This window comes from Nocardia sp. NPDC055029 (assembly GCF_053608525.1).
Map to the genome: position 1 here is coordinate 268,234 of NZ_JBSGVQ010000003.1, position 16,134 is coordinate 284,367.

12 protein-coding genes are annotated in these 16,134 nt (G+C 69.2%); 6 read left to right on the forward strand and 6 right to left on the reverse strand.

Features of this window, described 5'->3' with window-relative positions:
- The 5 genes from ACWF9G_RS04680 to ACWF9G_RS04700 form a co-directional block, all read right to left on the reverse strand.
- Positions 1 to 3,973, reverse strand: a 3,973-nt coding sequence (locus ACWF9G_RS04680; RefSeq protein WP_452513667.1) for a hypothetical protein, incomplete at its 3' end; no start/stop codon positions are given.
- Entirely contained in the window at positions 3,970 to 5,421 is a 1,452-nt protein-coding gene (locus tag ACWF9G_RS04685; RefSeq protein ID WP_452513669.1) for an esterase/lipase family protein, read from the reverse strand. The genes ACWF9G_RS04685 and ACWF9G_RS04680, both read right to left, overlap by 4 nt.
- Positions 5,422 to 5,656: 235 nt before the next feature.
- Positions 5,657 to 8,170, reverse strand: a complete 2,514-nt coding sequence (locus ACWF9G_RS04690; RefSeq protein ID WP_452513671.1) for a tetratricopeptide repeat protein — start codon at positions 8,168 to 8,170, stop codon at positions 5,657 to 5,659.
- Between the two features lie 5 nt (positions 8,171 to 8,175).
- Positions 8,176 to 9,138, reverse strand: coding sequence for a glutamate ABC transporter substrate-binding protein (locus ACWF9G_RS04695; protein WP_452513673.1), 963 nt, complete (start codon positions 9,136 to 9,138; stop codon positions 8,176 to 8,178).
- Entirely contained in the window at positions 9,135 to 10,616 is a 1,482-nt protein-coding gene (locus ACWF9G_RS04700) for a hypothetical protein (RefSeq protein WP_452513675.1), read from the reverse strand. Before ACWF9G_RS04700 ends, ACWF9G_RS04695 begins: the two co-directional genes overlap by 4 nt.
- A gap of 129 nt (positions 10,617 to 10,745) precedes the next feature.
- Here ACWF9G_RS04700 and ACWF9G_RS04705 point away from each other — a divergent pair, with 129 nt between their 5' ends.
- Positions 10,746 to 11,378, forward strand: coding sequence for an NUDIX hydrolase (locus tag ACWF9G_RS04705; protein ID WP_452513676.1), 633 nt, complete (start codon positions 10,746 to 10,748; stop codon positions 11,376 to 11,378).
- 9 nt (positions 11,379 to 11,387) lie between these two features.
- On the opposite strand, the gene thiE is transcribed toward ACWF9G_RS04705, so the two are convergent.
- Complete coding sequence (thiE, locus tag ACWF9G_RS04710; protein ID WP_379305350.1) at positions 11,388 to 12,089, reverse strand: thiamine phosphate synthase; 702 nt, start codon at positions 12,087 to 12,089, stop codon at positions 11,388 to 11,390.
- 79 nt (positions 12,090 to 12,168) lie between these two features.
- Between thiE and thiO the strand changes: the two genes are divergently transcribed.
- The 5 genes from thiO (at position 12,169) to ACWF9G_RS04735 (ending at position 15,991) form a co-directional block, all read left to right on the forward strand.
- A complete protein-coding gene (gene thiO / locus ACWF9G_RS04715) occupies positions 12,169 to 13,251 on the forward strand; it encodes a glycine oxidase ThiO (protein WP_452513678.1) in 1,083 nt (360 codons plus the stop codon).
- A complete protein-coding gene (thiS, locus tag ACWF9G_RS04720) occupies positions 13,248 to 13,463 on the forward strand; it encodes a sulfur carrier protein ThiS (RefSeq protein ID WP_189025092.1) in 216 nt (71 codons plus the stop codon). The genes thiO and thiS overlap by 4 nt, the downstream gene beginning before the upstream one ends.
- A gap of 49 nt (positions 13,464 to 13,512) precedes the next feature.
- On the forward strand, positions 13,513 to 14,217 hold the full coding sequence (thiG, locus tag ACWF9G_RS04725; protein ID WP_379305532.1) for a thiazole synthase: 705 nt from the start codon (positions 13,513 to 13,515) through the stop codon (positions 14,215 to 14,217).
- Positions 14,218 to 14,300: 83 nt separating this feature from the next.
- A complete protein-coding gene (locus ACWF9G_RS04730; protein WP_379305345.1) occupies positions 14,301 to 15,233 on the forward strand; it encodes an ABC transporter ATP-binding protein in 933 nt (310 codons plus the stop codon).
- Positions 15,233 to 15,991: an ABC transporter permease gene (locus ACWF9G_RS04735; RefSeq protein WP_452513681.1), complete on the forward strand. Its 759-nt coding sequence runs from the start codon at positions 15,233 to 15,235 to the stop codon at positions 15,989 to 15,991. Before ACWF9G_RS04730 ends, ACWF9G_RS04735 begins: the two co-directional genes overlap by 1 nt.
- The last annotated feature ends 143 nt before the right edge of the window (positions 15,992 to 16,134 follow it).

Genomic DNA, 16,134 nt, shown 5'->3' on the forward strand with positions numbered 1-16,134 from the left:
CGGGGAGGAATGCGGCGGGGTTGGTTTGGGCGAGTGATCGTCGAATCTGTACGGCTTCGGTGATCGAGTCGAGTGCGGCGGCGTGTTGTCCGACGGCGGCTTGTTGGTTAGCGAGGTTGTTCAGCGACATTGCCAGGTCGGGGAGGAATGCGGCGAGGTTGGTTTGAACCAGCGACCGGTGGTGTCGGGTGGCTTCGGTGATCGTTTCGAGTGCGGCTGCGTGTTGTCCGGCCTCGGCTTGATGGTTGCCGAGGTTGTTCAGCGAGCCTGCCAGTGCGGGGAGGAATGCTGCGGCGTTGGCTTGGGCGAGCGACTTGTAGAAGTGGGTGGCTTCGGTGATCGAGTCGAGTGCGGCTGCGTGTTGTCCGGCCTCGGCTTGCCGGTTGGCGAGGTTGTTCAGCGAACCTGCCAGGTCTGGGAGGAATGCTGCGGGGTTGGTTTGTGCCAGGGATCGGTAGAGGTGGGTGGCTTCGGTGATCGTTTCGAGTGCGGCTGCGTGTTGTCCGGCCTCGGCTTGATGGTTGGCGAGGTTGTTCAGCGAGCCTGCCAGTGCGGGGAGGAATGCGGCGGGGTTGGTTTGGGCGAGTGATCGTCGAATCTGTACGGCTTCGGTGATCGAGTCGAGTGCGGCGGCGTGTTGTCCGACGGCGGCTTGTTGGTTGGCGAGGTTGTGCAGCGACATTGCCAGTGCGGGGAGAAATACTGCGGGGTTGGCTTGGGCCAGGGACTGGTAGAGGTGGGTGGCTGCGGTGATCGACTCGAGTGCGGCTGCGTGTTGCCCGACCTTGGCTTGTTGGTTGGCGAGGTTGTTCAGCGAACCTGCCAGGTCTGGGAGGAATGCCGCGGGGTTGGCTTGGGCCAGCGACCGGTGGTGTCGGATGGCTTCGGTGATCGACTCGAGTGCGGCGGCGCGTTGTCCGACCTCGGCTTGCCGGTTGGCGAGGTTGTTCAGTGACAGTGCCAGGTCGGGGAGGAATGCGGCGGGGTTGGTTTGGGCGAGTGATCGTCGAATCTGTACGGCTTCGGTGATCGACTCGAGCGCGGCTTCGCGTTGTCCGACCTCGGCTTGATGGTTGGCGAGGTTGTTCAGCGACAGTGCCAGGTCGGGGAGGAATGCGGCGGGGTTGGCTTGGGCCAGGGACTGGTAGAGGTGGGTGGCTTCGGTATTCGAGTCGAGTGCGGCTGCGTGTTGTCCGACCTTGGCTTGTTGAACAGCCAGGTTGTTCAGTGACATTGCCAGGTTGGGGAGGGATGCGGCGGGGTTGGTTTGGGCGAGTGATCGTCGAATCTGTACGGCTTCGGTGATCGACTCGAGCGCGGCTGCGTGTTGTCCGACCTCGGCTTGATGAATAGCCAGGTTGTTCAGTGACATTGCCAGTGCGGGTAGGAATGCGGCGGGGTTGGTTTGGGCGAGTGATCGTCGAATCTGTACGGCTTCGGTGATCGACTCGAGCGCGGCTTCGCGTTGTCCGACGGCGGCTTGTTGGTTGGCGAGGTTGTTCAGCGAACCTGCCAGGTCTGGGAGGAATGCGGCGGGGTTGGCTTGGGCCAGCGACCGATGGTGTCGGATGGCTTCGGTGATCGAGTCGAGTGCGATTTCGCGTTGTCCGACGGCGGCTTGTTGGTTGGCGAGGTTGTTCAGCGAACCCGCCAGGTAGGGAAGGAATGCGGCGGTGTTGGCTTGGGTCAGCGATCGGTAGAGGCGCGTGGCTTCGGTGATCGACTCGAGTGCGGCTTCGCGTTGCCCTCCGGCGGCTTGACGAATTGCCAGATCGTTCAACAACGCTGCCCGCATAGCCAGCGGCGCATCGCCACTCCTGCCCGATCGTTCCCCAAGCTGCAGAGCCCGTTCCGTGGCGATCCTGGCAAGATTTCCGAGTGCGACATGCCCAACCGGCACTCCTGACAGAATCTTCTCGAGCGGCAACACATTGTCCCCCGCGCCGACCGCTCGCTCGAGCGGCTCGACGAACGGCCCGCCCACCCGCAGAGCAATATCGAACGCCACATTCGCCCGCGCCGGATCATCTGTGAGCGCTGCATCAGCGAGACATCGGGCACGACCAGGTTCGTCCTGAGCGGCACGGGTAATGGTGATGAAGGTATTGGCCAACTCCACCGGCGCAGCACGGTCGAGGCACCGATGGAGCAGTGGCTCGGCGTCGGCGCCGGTGCGCCCTTGGTAGTCGCGGTTCAGGTCATCGTCGAAGGTGGTCGCGGCGAGGTAGTCACCCAGGGGGTCTGGGTGAAGGTGGAGCCGGCCGTCGTCGTCGGGGACGAGGACATCACGGATGACGGCGGCGAATCGGGCACGCAGGCGACTGTCAGCGCCGGAGTCACCGTCGAGTTCCCGCACCGCTTTCAGCACGGTGTCGACGCGCTCGGTCACCGGACCTGTGGCGGTAACGCAGGCGGCGGCCTGCCGGAAGACGGCGTCCTCGAGCGAGTACTCATCGCGCTTGCCGGCTCGCCGGTCGTAAACACGCCGCCAATAGCGCATTTCGTGGCCCACGATCTTCTCGTACAGTCCGATGGTGGTCGCCGGAAGTTCTTCGGCAGCGTTGTGCACTGACAACCAGGCCAGCATCACCGTTTCCAAGACGGTCCAGCTGTCGCCACGCAGTGCGGCGGGTGCCGCCACCGGATGCCGATCCCGGAAAGCGCCTTGTGCCCGGCGAAACAAGCTGGTGGTACTGGGGTGTTCGGCGGTAAGGCGGACGGGCATGGTCAGGTACTGATGCCCCTCGATACCCTCGGCCACGCGTTGCCACCATCCACCACGATCAGCGGAAAATGTTCGAGCCGTGAGCAATACACACGTGCGTTGCCCGCGGCGGTTCGCCAGGGCGTCGAGAAGCGTGGCGACTTCGTCGGATGGCGTCGATTCGGCGTAGTCGACGATGACGAGCAGTGGTGTGACCGTCCGCGCCAGCCAGGCGACACCCGTATCCCAGGAGTCGCTGTTGGCCCGCATCCTGCGCGGCAAGAAGCCTGCGTACCAGTGAGTTCCGCCGCTGCGCAGCCGATGCGCCAGCTCGGCGGCCAAGCGTGTTTTGCCCGCGCCACCGTCGCCGTGCAGGATCGCGACGCGCATCGGGGCGCGGTCGGTCACCAACTCCGGTGGGTCGGGGGCCTGACACCAGTCGAGCAGCACATCCAGTTCGTTGCGATCGCTGTACGGGACTACCGGATAGCGAGCCCACAGCAGCCGCAACGGTCCCGTGTCCGCGTCGGGGTCCTGGTGGACCTCAGGATCGAAGTAGGGATCGTGCAGCGGGTCGCGATGCGGCCATGCCTCGACCGCGTGGCACCGCTGCGGATCGAACAGCAGACCCACATCGATGCCCTGCCGCCAGTTCCACGCACCGTCGGTGAGCAGCCGGAAACCGCGCGCTACCGCAGACTCGAAGTCGCCCGGTCCGTCCGGACCCGCGACGACGGCGATGTCCACCGCGAGGAACGCGCCGGGCGCATCGGGACGCTCCCGCAGGTCGTCGTCGGCCGCGGCCGGCATCCGGTCGTGCAGTCCCGCAGCGTTTTCGGCGAGCGGATAGTCCGCGTCCGCAGCACCCCTGCGCTCGCCACGCAGCCAGACCAGCACGATCGCGTGCTCCGCGCGATCACGTTCCAGTACCACCACCAGCGGATGCAGCCCGGCGTGCAGCAGCGCGCCCGCATACACCACCGACAAATCGAGGCAGTTGCCGATCCGCGGCGTCCACAGCACCTCCTCGGGGCTGCGGATCAGCTGACCCGCCGGACTGAACGGCTCGTCGGCATAGGTGATCCCGCAGGATCGGATGGCCTCGAACGCTTCCCGCGCGCGGCCGATCGCCGGCGCCGGGCCGGGACCGGGCAGCCCGCCGAGCCTGCCGTCACCGCGCCGTTCCACCAGCCGCGCCACCACGTCGGGGCGCACGTAGCGGCACAGCTCGGCCGGCTCCTGTTCGAGCCGCCACGCAGGCCAGCTCACGCGTCCTCCCCTGCGACGTCCAACACCGCGATCTCGTCACGGCAGATCACCTCGTCGGTGCCGGGAACACCGGTGACGCTGACCGTCACCGTGTACATCCCGGGAGCGGGCGGATCGAATTCGCCTACCCATTCGCCGGTGGTCGTCGAGGTGAGGGCAGTCCGGCGCACGACCGGAGGCGCAGTGCCGTCCACCGGACGAATCTGTACCCAAGCCGCCACACCGTCCGTCGCGAGAGCGCTGAGCAGCGAAGCGCCGATGCGGATCGCTTCATCAGACAGGTACTGATCCTCGAGATCCAATCCCACCCGGGGCCTTGCCGCCGGCTCGTCGCCCCTGATGTGACCGCCGTCCGGGGCGGCGAACGGATTCAGGGTGCCCTCGATATCGCTGGTGACCGCGATCGGACCGTGCCGATCCGCCACATCGCGTTGCAGGTGGTGATCACCGTCCATCCACCACGGCACCGCCGACACTCCGGGCACCGTGCTGTCCCCACCCGGGCGTGGCACATCGAACCAGGACGGATCCTCCTTCGTCACCACCAGTTCGTCGCGGTGCAAGACCGCGCTCGCCAAGGTCTTGTGCCCCGAGCCGTACCGGACCAGCACCTTCGGCGCGCGCCCTGCCGGGATGGACTCCCACCCGCGGTCGATCGCCTCATGGACCCGGAACGCGTCCTTGGCCATCGATGTAAACCGGGCGGCCTCCGACGCTCCGAGCCAATCCAGTTGCAGCTCATGGGGATACAGCGCGAGCGACGCGGGATCCTGGTGAGTGCCATCCAGCACCGCGCGGTACCTGGGCAGCAATTCGTACATTCCCGGCCAGCGGCGGAACTCCGGCGCCAACCTGGCCAGCGGTCCCCGGCCGTCGTTGACCAGCCAGTCCAGTGCCTTGGGTGCACCCCGGTGTGGAGTGCCGAGGGTGATCAGCGCGGCGGCCTTGCGCCACCCGGCCAGCTGTCCGATCCAGGAGGAGGCGACCAGGCCGCCCATCGAATGCCCGATCACGATTACCGGCCGACTCATCGGGTCGTCTTCGTCGGCAACGGGCGGAATCCACCGGGCCACCACCTCGTCCAGGCGGACGGCGGCCTCGGCCACGCTGCGGCGGAAGTCGTAGGGCACAACGAGCACACCGGCCGTCGGATCCACGGGGCCATCCGGTGTCGCGATGACTGCCCTGGTGGCGTAGCGCTTCTCCAAGCGCCCCAAAAGGCCTTGATAGTTGGGGAGATTCGGCAAGCGACGCACCATACTCGTGCCGACCAGCAAACCATCCGGTATCAAATGCGGATGCTCATCGATGTTCACCCTTTTCGGATCCAAGAGGGTGCCCGAACTACCCAGTGCGCCACCCCACGGTCGATGCGAGCCGTCGGGAGTCCGTAGCGCGGAGCCGCCGATCCCGGGAAGGTACACGATCTTGTGCCGCAACCTGCTCATACTGCCAACCTTCGCAGAGAATGGAGTGCGAATCGAAGCACTCGCCAACGTCATACGCGCGGCCCGGCCGAGGGTCCCCGAAGTGCATCCGACAGCAACCGCCAGCGCCCATGTTAGCCCGCCCGGCGACAGCCGAGCTGAGAATATTCAGTGACTATTCTTGTGTACCTGGCAAATTCACAGCACCCGCGAACGGGTGGTCACGGTGCCGTCGGATACACGGCGCAATGGTGGCTCAGAACCAGGACTTCGCGCGCAGGGAGTTGGCGAGGTCGACCAGGGCGTAGCGGTGGGTTCGGTCCGGGGCGTTGCGGGCGAGGGCGCGTAGGCCGGATTCGGTGCCGTCGCGGAGGTCTCGTTCGTCGAAGGGGCGGCCGAAGAGTTTGGCGTCCTTGCGTTTCGGGGTGTTGCCTGCCTGCAGCCAGGCCAGTGCGGTGCCCTGTACGAGGGTGCGCATGAGCGTCGCGCGGTGCTCGCCCGGTGGGATGGACTGGGCGCGGGAGGCGGCCAGGCGCAGGGTCTGTTCGTCGAGGTCGGCTACGGGGGCGCTGGTGAGCAGCAACAGGATTGCTGTGGTCTGGGCCGTGGTGAAGTGGCGGGATGCCGCGGGGACGTCGTCGAGGGCGTGCACCGCCTCGCCGACCCGGTCCGCCACCGCGAGCTGTCTGGCCAGGCCGAAGGCGGCGCTCACCACGGCGCGGTCGGTGCGCCACACGGTGTCGTAATAGCGTTCGGCGAAGGATCGCCACTGTTCGGGGGCGTCGGAAACCCAGTGCTGCAGAATGAGTTCCGCGGTGGCGGCCAGTGCCAGCTTGGGGGCGATCTCGCCGGGCAGCACCCGCAGGACGGCCTCGAAGGAGGCGAAGGCGGCCTCGTAGTCCAGTTCGAGCAGGTGTGCCTGGCCGGTGAACCAGTCGGCGCGCCAACCGGATTCGCCTCGGACGCGGTCGAGCAGGTGCAGCACCGCCGCCGACTCGCCGAGGTCGAGGCGGGCGCGTACCTCGGCGAAGACCAGCTCGCCCGCGAGGGTTTCCGGTGCGTTGTCCGGGTCGGCCTCGGCGCGCTCGCGGGCGTCGTGCAGTGCTTCGAGAACCCGCTCCGGCTCCAGGTTCGCGGTCGCCGCCAGCAGCGGGGCGGACGGGTCGGCCGGATCGATCAGCGGAATCGGCAGGGCCGCGACGACATCGTGAGAATCCAGGAGTGGGGAACGGCCGACGCCGTCGAGGTAGGCGTCGGTCTGGCTGATCAGTTCCTCGGTGCCGAAGCTGGTGCGCTGCGGACTGAAGACGGTGGACAGCTGGGGGTGTTCGGTGCCGGTGTCATAGGCGAGGATCTCCCGCAGCACACCGGCCAGCTGCGCCGACATCGCCCGCGCCGACGGAAACCGCTGTGCCGGATCGGGTTCGGTGGCGGTGAGCAGGAAACGGTGGAAGAACTCGTAGCGGGCCAGCAGCGGCTCGCCTGCGGGATCGGGGATGCCGTCGAGGTAGCGGCCGTGCTCGCTGGGCAGCGCCAGGGTGAGCGCGGCCAATGTCCGGCCGACCGTGTACACGTCGGAGGCGGGCGTCGGGCCCGTCCTGGCGATCTCCGGCGCCTGGAAACCTTTGGTTCCGTAGAGGTTTCCGTAGGCTTCGATGGTGGCGACCGCGCCGAGGTCGATCAGCTTCACCTGGTCCTCGGTGACCATCACATTGTCGGGCTTGAGGTCGTTGTAGGTCAGGCCGGTCGAGTGCAGGTGGTCCAGCGCGGGCAGGATCTCCAGCACGTAGGCGATGGCCTCGGCCAGCGGCATCCGCTCACCGGGTGGCATCGCGTCGAGAATGTCGCGCAGTGATTGGCCGCCGACGTATTCCATGACGATGTAGCCGATGCCGGACCCGTCGGGCGCCGTGTGCTCGACGAAGTTGTGGATCTTGACGATGCTCGGATGCGCCACCTCGGCCAGGAACTGCCGCTCGGCCACCGCCACGGCCTGCGCCTCGGCGTCCCCGGCGTGCAGCAGTCCCTTGAGCACCACCCAGCGGTCGCTGACATTGCGGTCGATGGCCAGATAGATCCAGCCGAGACCGCCGTGCGCGATACAGCCCTGGATCTCGTACTGCCCGGCGACCATGTCGCCCTCGTGCAGTGAAGGCCGGAAATCGTAGGCGGCGCCGCAGGTTTCGCACTTGCCCGCCGACGACGCGGCGCGCGCCGGGGTCGATCGGCCCACCGGATTCGCGCAGCGCCAGCAGAATCGCCTGCCCTCCGACACCACCGGATCGGCCAGCACCGCCGCGCGCGGATCGGCGGGGGAGACGGTCGGGATCGGCACCAGGCCCGCACCGAGTCTGCGGGTCGGGCGCGACCTGGCGGTGCGAACGCTGCGGCCCGATCGGGCGGTGCTCGGACCGGTTTGCGGTGTGGAAGACCAGGATTCGGCGGGCGTCGCCTGGGTGCCAGGTGGTTCGGCGACCCGGTGGGCGAGCTCGGTGGCAGCCGACGCTCCGGGGCGCTGGGAGGCTCGGGTGGCGGGCGCTTCCGCGACGCCCTGGGTGACAGGCGGTTCCGCTGACCTCTCCGCGGCGATCTCGGTGGCCGCGTGCGCGGGAAGGATGGGCAGCGGCTGGGTCTCGTCGTCGGCCGGTGCCGGCGGCAGCGTCCACCCGCCGGGCAGCTCACCCTCGTCGCGCCGGGACAGCTGCGTCGGCTGCTGCCGCTCCGGATCATCCTGTGCTGGTTCGCCGTTCGGCGGTGGTGTCGTGCTCATGGCGGTCAGTCCCGGTACGTCGGTGCGGGCGGGCTCGGCGTCTCCCCGAGGGAGGCGAGCCAGCGGCGGTGGATGCGGACCCAGGTGCCGTCGTTGCGGATGCGCTCGAGCGTGGCGTTGACGAAGCGGACCAGATCGTCGTCGCCCTTGGGGATGCCGATGCCGTACGGCTCGGCGCTGATGCTCTCGCCGACCACCTCGGTGTAGGGGTCCTGCGCGGCCAGGCCGGCCAGGATCGCGTCGTCGGTGCTCACCGCGTCGACCTGGCGTTGCTGCAGCACCACCAGGCAGTCGGCCCAGGTCGGCACGGTCAGGATGGTGGCGGCGGGCTGGTCGCGCCGGATGTGGTCGAGCGAGGTGGTGCCGCGCGCCACGCACACCCGCTTGCCCGCCAGGTCGGCCAGGCCGTTGATGCCCGAGTTCTTCACCGCGAGCACCCGCTGGTCGGCGCGCAGGTACACGGTGGAGAACGCCACCCGCTCCTTGCGCTCGCAGGTGATCGTCATCGTCTTGGCGATCAGGTCGACGGTGTGGTCCTGCAGCGCCCGTTCGCGTTCTTCCGAAGCGAGACTGCGGTATTCGATCAGATCGGGGTTGCCGAGCAGGTCGCGGGCGATCTCGCGGGCGATGTCGGCGTCGAAGCCGACGATGCGCCCGGTCAGCGGATCGCGGAAGCTGAACAGGTTGCTGCCTGCGTCAAGGCCGACGATCAGCCTGCCGCGCGCGCGGATGGCGTCGACCGTCGGGCCGCGCGAGGTGCTCGGCCGCAGGCTGGCTGTCGGGTCGCCGCACTGCTTGTCGTCGGGGGTGGGCAGCGGTGTGTCGGTGCCGATCGGAATCGCCTTGGCGGGCAGGGGCGGCTCGGAGTAGACGGCGCGGTCCGCGGGCTCCGGGGTGCTGTCGGAACAGCCGCCGAGCAGCGCCGCCGCCGCGAGCAGCAGCGCCGCGGTGGCGCGTCCCGGCCTCATCGGTACTCCCGCAGTCGCGGCCACAGGCCGAGCGCGACGCACGCGGCGGCCACGATGCCGAGGACGAACGCGCCGGGAGCCAGGAACACCAGCACGTCGATGGCCTGGGAAACCCTGTCACGCAAGGTATCCCGGGTGGCCGCCGAGGCCTCGTCGAGTGCCCGGTCGAGCGCGTCGACCTGGGCGGTCGCGTCGGCGGCGCTCGGTCCGGTGGCGACGGCGGTGGCGCCGGTGAAGTCGCCGCGGGCGAGGGTGTCGTTCATCCGCTGATGCGCGGACTGCCAGCGGGCCAGCGCGGCGCGCGCGTCGGCGACCTCACTGCGGGCCGGCGCGTCCTCAGGGTAGCCGTCGAGCAGTTCGGTCAGCCGGGTGGTGTTGGTATCGAAGGTGCGGTCGTAGTCGCCGGTCGCGTCGCGGCGCACCAGCTTCACCATTTCCGCCGCCCTGGCCTGCTGCACCAGGATGCGGCTCTCGGCCAGCCGGGCTGCGGGGACGGCGCCCTGGTCTCGGCAGCGGATCATCGACACCGCGGACACCGAGCCGGCCGCCACGGTCCAGATCAGGGTCAGCGTCAGCGCGCCGGTGCCGATCAGTAGTCCCATATTGAATACACGCCGCGACCGGCGGGCCAGTTCGACCTGAACCCAGATCAGTGCGCCGAGCGCCAGCATCAGCAGCACGATCGCGGGCCACGGCGGCAGCACATGCCGGTTCTGCGCGGCGGTGATCGCGTCGAGCCGGTGGCTCTCTAGTTCCTCGGCCATCGGCAGCAGGGTCGTCTGCATCTGATGCGAGGCCTCGCTGAGATAGGCCGCGCCGACCGGGTAGCCGTTGCGGTTGTTGGCGCGCGCGGTCTCGATCAGGCCGGTGTACACGGGCAGGCCGGTGGCGATACCGGTGCGCAGCTTGCGGTCGGTGCCGGACGGGTCGGCGGCTTCCTCCATGGAGATGTGGCCCGCCTGGGTCACCAACTCGGCGGCCGCCTCACCGATGGCCTGGGTGTAGCGATCGCGCACGGCCGCCGGTTCGAGCCCGCCAGCCAGGAACGCGGTGCCCGCGGCGGCGTCGGCGATCGACAGGGAGGTGTAGAGGTGATTGGCTGAGTGCGCGTCGGGTTCGGTGTCGTCGAGCAGCACGCCGAGAGCTTGCTGGCGATCGCTGACGGTCGCCGAAGTCACCGCACCCGCGGTCACACACAACACCATCAGCACCAGTCCGGCCACCATCAGCCGGCCCGGCGAGGATTGCACGAAACCACGCAGGCGCGCCGGATCGAACAGCGCACGCAGCGCCTTCACATCCGGAGCGGGCGGCCGGTCGGCGACGATCGCGGGCCGCCGCGACGGCGTGCGACCGCTCGTCACCGGCTTGGCGATTACCCTCTCGGTGCCGTGCGTACCGCCCGTGGCCTGCGGCGACGGGCCGGAACGGACGGCCGCCACCTCGGTCGAGGCATCGCGATTCCCCGAGTCGACCATCGTTCACCTCCCCGTCCTGTCCGCGCACCAGTTGTGGTGCGGAGTTTATTGTTGTCGTACCGGTGGCGCAGCCCCTCAGACACCCCCGAAGCGGTTGCTGCTCGGCTGCTACGGAGGAAAGAGTATTGGATGCGCGGTGACGGAGACGGGTGGTCGAACAGCCCGGGCGGAGTTCGGCACTGGGGCAAGTACGGCGCGGCGGGCCTGTTGCTGCGCGCGCCGCTGCCCCGTGGCGGTTCGGCGGTGCTGCTACAGCACCGGGCACCGTGGAGTCATCAGGGCGGTACCTGGGCCATTCCCGGTGGCGCGCGGGATTCGCACGAGAGCGCCGAACACGCCGCGGTCAGGGAAGCCTGGGAGGAGGCGGGTATCACCGCCGACCTCCTGCGCGTGCGCGCCGAACGGCTGACGATGACCGCGCCGAGCGGGTGGACCTACACCACCGTGGTCGCCGACGCCGAGAGCCCGCTGGCCACCGTCGCCAACAGGGAGAGCTCCGAGCTGGTGTGGGTGCCCGAGGACGAGGTCACCGATCTGCCGCTGCACCCGGGTTTCGCGCTGGCCTGGATCGCCCTGCGCGCGGTACCGGTGCGCGTCCGATTCACCGACGCTCCCGTACCCGATCTGCCGCGCACGGTCGAGATCGCCGATCGGGGATTCTTCTGGCTGCACACCCAGGCCGACGGCCCTGGCGACGAGGTGACCATCGGCCCCGACCAGCCCGGCGAACTCGCCGCCGCGCTCACGAAGCTGCTGTCCTGAACGCCTTGCTCAGTCGGTAGCCGCGAGCAGGGCCTGCTTGAGCTCCCTGGCCGCGGCTTCCGGATCGGCCGCTTCGGTGATCGCGCGGACAACGACGACCCGACGCGCCCCCGCGGACAGCACTTCGGGCAGACGAGCCGCGTCGACACCGCCGATCGCGAACCACGGCATCGACGGATGGGCATCGGCGGTGGACCGCACCAGGTCGATGCCCGCGGCCTGACGGCCCGGCTTCGTCGGGGTTGTCCAGATCGGGCCGGTACAGAAGTAGTCCAGGTGGCCGTCGATCGCGGCGAGACCGGCCTGGGCGCGGTTGTGGGTGGACCGGCCGATCACCACGTCGGGACCGAGGATGCGGCGCGCGTAGGCGGGCGGTAGGTCGCCCTGGCCGAGATGCAGGACGTCGGCGCCGGCGGCCAGCGCGATGTCGGCGCGGTCGTTCACCGCGAGCAACGCACCGTGCCTGCGGGTGGCCGACTTGATCTCGGCGAGCGCGCCGAGCTCGGCCTTGGCCTCCAGCGGGCCGAATTCGGCCTCACCGGGTGACCCCTTGTCTCTGAGCTGCACGATGTCGACGCCACCCGCGAGCGCGGCATCGACGAACCGGGCCAGATCACCCTTGTCCCGGCGCGCGTCGGTGCACAGATACAGCAGCGCGCTGGACAAGCGCTCCCTTGGCGGGACGGAACGATTCGGATGGGAGGGCTGCACGGTGTCGACGGTAGTCGCGCTACCGTGGAGACGCGAACGCCGAGGCGTTCGACAGGCGGAAAAAGACAGGTGGAACGTGATGCGGACTCTGGCGGTCGTTGGCGGCGGCGCCGTCGGACTCGCCGTCGCGTGGCAGGCCGCCGAGGCGGGCTGGACCGTCACCGTCTTCGATCCGGCGCCCGGCTCCGGCGCGTCCTACGTGGCGGGCGGCATGCTCGCGCCGCTGTCGGAGGGCTGGCCCGGTGAGGACCGGGTGCTGGCTTTCGGCGCGGCCGCGCTCGATGCCTGGCCCGCGTTCGCCGAGCGGCTGCGCGCGGTGACCGGCGAATCGGTGTTCGTCGCCGACGAGACACTGACCGTCGCCCTCGACGGCGCCGATGCCGCCGACCTGCGCACCGTCGCGGACTGGCTGGCCGGTTTCGGTCACGACCTGAGGGTGCTGGATCGCGCCGGTGTGCGCGCTGTGGAGCCCGTGCTGGCCCGCACGGTCCGGGCCGGTCTGCTGGCCACCACCGAGCCCGCGATCGATAACCGCAGGGTGCTGCGTGCATTGCGTGCCGCCTGTACTGCCGCCGGTGTCAGGATTCGCGCGGAAGCCGTTGCCGCACTGGATGATCTACCGCACGACCGGGTGGTGCTCGCCGCGGGCGCCCACTCCGCCGACCTATGGCCCGGCCTGCCGGTGCGGCCGGTGAAGGGCGAGATCCTGCGGCTGCGGCAGCGTCCCGGCGTGAGTCCGGCGCCGAGCCGGGTGATCCGGGCGCGCGTGCACGGCAGGCAGGTCTACCTGGTGCCACGCGAGGACGGCATCGTCGTCGGCGCCACCCAATACGAAGCCGGTTTCGACACCACGGTCACCGTCGGCGGCGTACGCGACCTGATCGCCGACGCCGAGGCGATCCTGCCCGGCATCTCGGAATACGAACTGGCCGAGGCGAATGCGGGCTCCCGCCCCGGCACCCCCGACAACCTGCCGCTGCTCGGCCCGCTCGACGACCGGGTCGTCGCCGCCACCGGCCACGGCCGCAACGGCATGCTCACCCTCGCCCTCACCGCGACCCTCGTCCCGCGGCTGCTCGGCGACGAGTCGCCCGCGATCGCGGAAGTCGCATCACCGCAACGCTTTCCGGCGTTGCAGCTGTTCCAAGGAGGAGTTCGATGACCTCGACCATTCCGATCGGTGTCACCGTCAACGGTGTCGACCACGAGTTCGCCGAGCCATTGAGCATCCGCGAACTGCTCACCCGACTCGAATTGCCGTGCCAGGGCGTGGCATTGGCGGTCGACGGCGCGGTCTTCCCGAAGTCGCGCTGGGACGAGCCCGTCGGCCGCGGCTGGACCATCGAGGTGCTGACGGCGGTGCAGGGTGGCTGAGCCGGCGCCACTGCGCATCGCGGACAAGGAATTCGGCTCGCGCCTGATCATGGGCACCGGCGGCGCCGAGAACCTGGCCGTCCTCGAAGAGGCCCTTGTCGCCTCCGGCACCGAGCTCACCACCGTGGCGATGCGCCGGGTCGACGCCGCGGGCGGTACCGGGGTCCTCGACCTGCTCAAGCGCCTCGACATCACCCTGCTGCCCAACACCGCGGGCTGCCGCACCGCCGCCGAGGCCGTGCTCACCGCGCAGCTGGCGCGCGAGGCGCTCGACACCAACTGGGTCAAGCTCGAGGTCGTCGCCGACGAACGCACCCTGCTGCCCGACCCGTTCGAGCTGCTCGACGCCGCCGAACAGCTGGTCGACGACGGTTTCGTCGTCCTGCCCTACACCAACGACGACCCGGTGCTCGCCAAGCGCCTCGAGGACGCGGGCTGCGCCGCGGTCATGCCGCTCGGTTCACCGATCGGCACCGGTCTCGGCATCGGCAACCCGCACAACATCGAGATGATCGTCGCCGCCGCGGGCGTGCCGGTCATCCTCGACGCGGGCATCGGCACCGCCAGCGACGCCGCCCTCGCCATGGAACTCGGCTGCTCGGCGGTGCTGCTGGCCACCGCGGTCACCAGGGCCCGCGAGCCGGAGCTGATGGCCTCGGCGATGGCGGCGGCCGTGCGGGCCGGTTACCTCGCCCGCGAGGCGGGCCGCATCCCCAAGCGGTTCTGGGCTCAGGCTTCTTCCCCAGCAAGGTAAGGGTCGGGGTCATCCTCGAGGATGACCCGACTCGCGACCTCACGGCGACGCGCTCGCCACTTTTGTCGGGCAAGCTGTGGCTCATGATCGAGCTGAGGGGCCTGACCAAGCAATTCGGCCAGACCGTCGCGGTGCAGGATCTCTCGTTCACCGTCCACCCAGGACAGGTGACCGGGTTCCTCGGACCCAACGGTGCCGGTAAATCGACGACCATGCGGATGATCCTCGGCCTCGACCGGCCGACTTCGGGTACCGCGCTGATCGACGGCAAGCGCTACGAGGATCTGGAGCGTCCGCTGACCCAGGTCGGCGCGCTGCTCGATGCCAAGTGGGTGCATCCGAACCGTTCGGCGCGCGCGCACCTGGAGTGGCTGGCCGTGTCCAACGACCTGCCGAAGTCGCGGGTCGAGGAGGTGCTGCGGCTGGTCGGCCTGTCCGAGGTGGCAGGCAAGAACGCGGGCGGGTTCTCGCTGGGTATGTCGCAGCGGCTCGGCCTGGCGGGCGCCCTGCTCGGCGATCCGAAGGTGCTGCTGTTCGACGAGCCGGTCAACGGTCTCGACCCCGAGGGCATCCTGTGGATCCGCCGGTTCATGCAGCGGCTGGCCGCCGAGGGCCGCACCGTGCTGGTGTCGAGCCACCTGCTCTCGGAGATGGCCCAGACCGCCGAGCACCTGATTGTCATCGGGCGTGGTCAGCTCATCGCCGACACCACCACCAAGGACTTCATCGACCGCGCCTCCGAGCAGTCGGTCCGGGTCCGCAGCCCCCAGCTGGACCAGCTGCGCAGCCTGCTCACCTCGCACGGCATGACCGTGCGGGAAGAGGGCGATGCCGCGCTGATCGTCGCGGGCGTGACCAGCGACGAGGTCGGCAAGGTGGCCGGAACCAACAACGTCACGCTCTACGAGCTGGCACCGCAGCAGGCCTCCCTCGAGGAGGCGTTCATGCGGATGACCGGCGGCGCGGTGGAGTACCACGGCGCAGGCTTCGACCAGGTGATGGGAGGTGCGCTCTGATGGGCGTGCTCGCTGCGGAACGAATCAAGCTCACCTCGACTCGCTCGCCCTGGTGGTGCTCGGCGATCGTGGTTGTCCTCGGCATCGGCTTGGCCGCGCTGATCGCGCTGGTCACCCGGGCCGAGAACACCCCGCCCGGGGAAATGCCGACCCTGCTCACCCCGAGCCTGGTGACCTCCGGCGTCTCCGGCTTCGGCGTGATGGTGCTGATGATCATGGCCGCGCTGACGGTGACCAGCGAATACCGCTTCGGCGTCATCCGCGCCAGCTTCCTCGCGGTGCCGAACCGGTCGAAGGTCATCCTGTCCAAGGCGGGCCTGGTCGGCGTATACGCCGCGGTGCTGACCGGTGTGCTCGCGCTCGTCGCCTTCGCGGTATCCAAGCTGTTCGTCGGTGACGACGCGCCGCTGCTGGTACTCGACGGCAACTGGCGGGCCATCTACGGCATCCCGATCTACGCCTTCCTGTGCGTGGTACTGGCCATCGGCGTCGGCGTGCTGGTGCGCCAGTCCGCCGCCGCGATCTCGCTGATCGTGCTGTGGTCGCTGCTGCTGGAGGGTCTGCTCGGCGCGTTCGGCAGCTTCGGCCGCACCGTGAAGCCGTTCCTGCCGTTCCAGAACGCGCAGCGCTTCCTGACCGTCGAAGAGGTCGCGGGCAACTGGCACTGGGGCGTGTGGGGCAGCCTGATCTACTTCGCCGTCTTCGTGGCGATCGTGTTCGCCGGTGCGCTCGTGGTGGTCAACCGCCGCGACGCCTGACAAGCCAGCCCGGGCTGCCCTCGCAAGAGCCCGGGCCGCGAGGGCCGCGACCTTGTCGGGAGGTCGCGCGACCCGGCCTTCGGCTGCCGCTGCCCGGTTGCCGAAGGTGCGACCGCCGGTCCGCTGCACACAAGCAGCGGACC

What these genes read in the sequence shown, in the direction of transcription:
- ACWF9G_RS04685 (WP_452513669.1), bottom strand. Translation starts at nt 5,421, where the DNA reads ATGAGCAGGTTGCGGCACAAGATCGTGTACCTTCCCGGGATCGGCGGC.
- ACWF9G_RS04690 (WP_452513671.1), bottom strand. Translation starts at nt 8,170, where the DNA reads ATGAGCACGACACCACCGCCGAACGGCGAACCAGCACAGGATGATCCG.
- ACWF9G_RS04695 (WP_452513673.1), bottom strand. Translation starts at nt 9,138, where the DNA reads ATGAGGCCGGGACGCGCCACCGCGGCGCTGCTGCTCGCGGCGGCGGCG.
- ACWF9G_RS04700 (WP_452513675.1), bottom strand. Translation starts at nt 10,616, where the DNA reads ATGGTCGACTCGGGGAATCGCGATGCCTCGACCGAGGTGGCGGCCGTC.
- ACWF9G_RS04705 (WP_452513676.1), top strand. Translation starts at nt 10,746, where the DNA reads ATGCGCGGTGACGGAGACGGGTGGTCGAACAGCCCGGGCGGAGTTCGG.
- thiO (WP_452513678.1), top strand. Translation starts at nt 12,169, where the DNA reads ATGCGGACTCTGGCGGTCGTTGGCGGCGGCGCCGTCGGACTCGCCGTC.
- thiS (WP_189025092.1), top strand. Translation starts at nt 13,248, where the DNA reads ATGACCTCGACCATTCCGATCGGTGTCACCGTCAACGGTGTCGACCAC.
- thiG (WP_379305532.1), top strand. Translation starts at nt 13,513, where the DNA reads ATGGGCACCGGCGGCGCCGAGAACCTGGCCGTCCTCGAAGAGGCCCTT.
- ACWF9G_RS04730 (WP_379305345.1), top strand. Translation starts at nt 14,301, where the DNA reads ATGATCGAGCTGAGGGGCCTGACCAAGCAATTCGGCCAGACCGTCGCG.
- ACWF9G_RS04735 (WP_452513681.1), top strand. Translation starts at nt 15,233, where the DNA reads ATGGGCGTGCTCGCTGCGGAACGAATCAAGCTCACCTCGACTCGCTCG.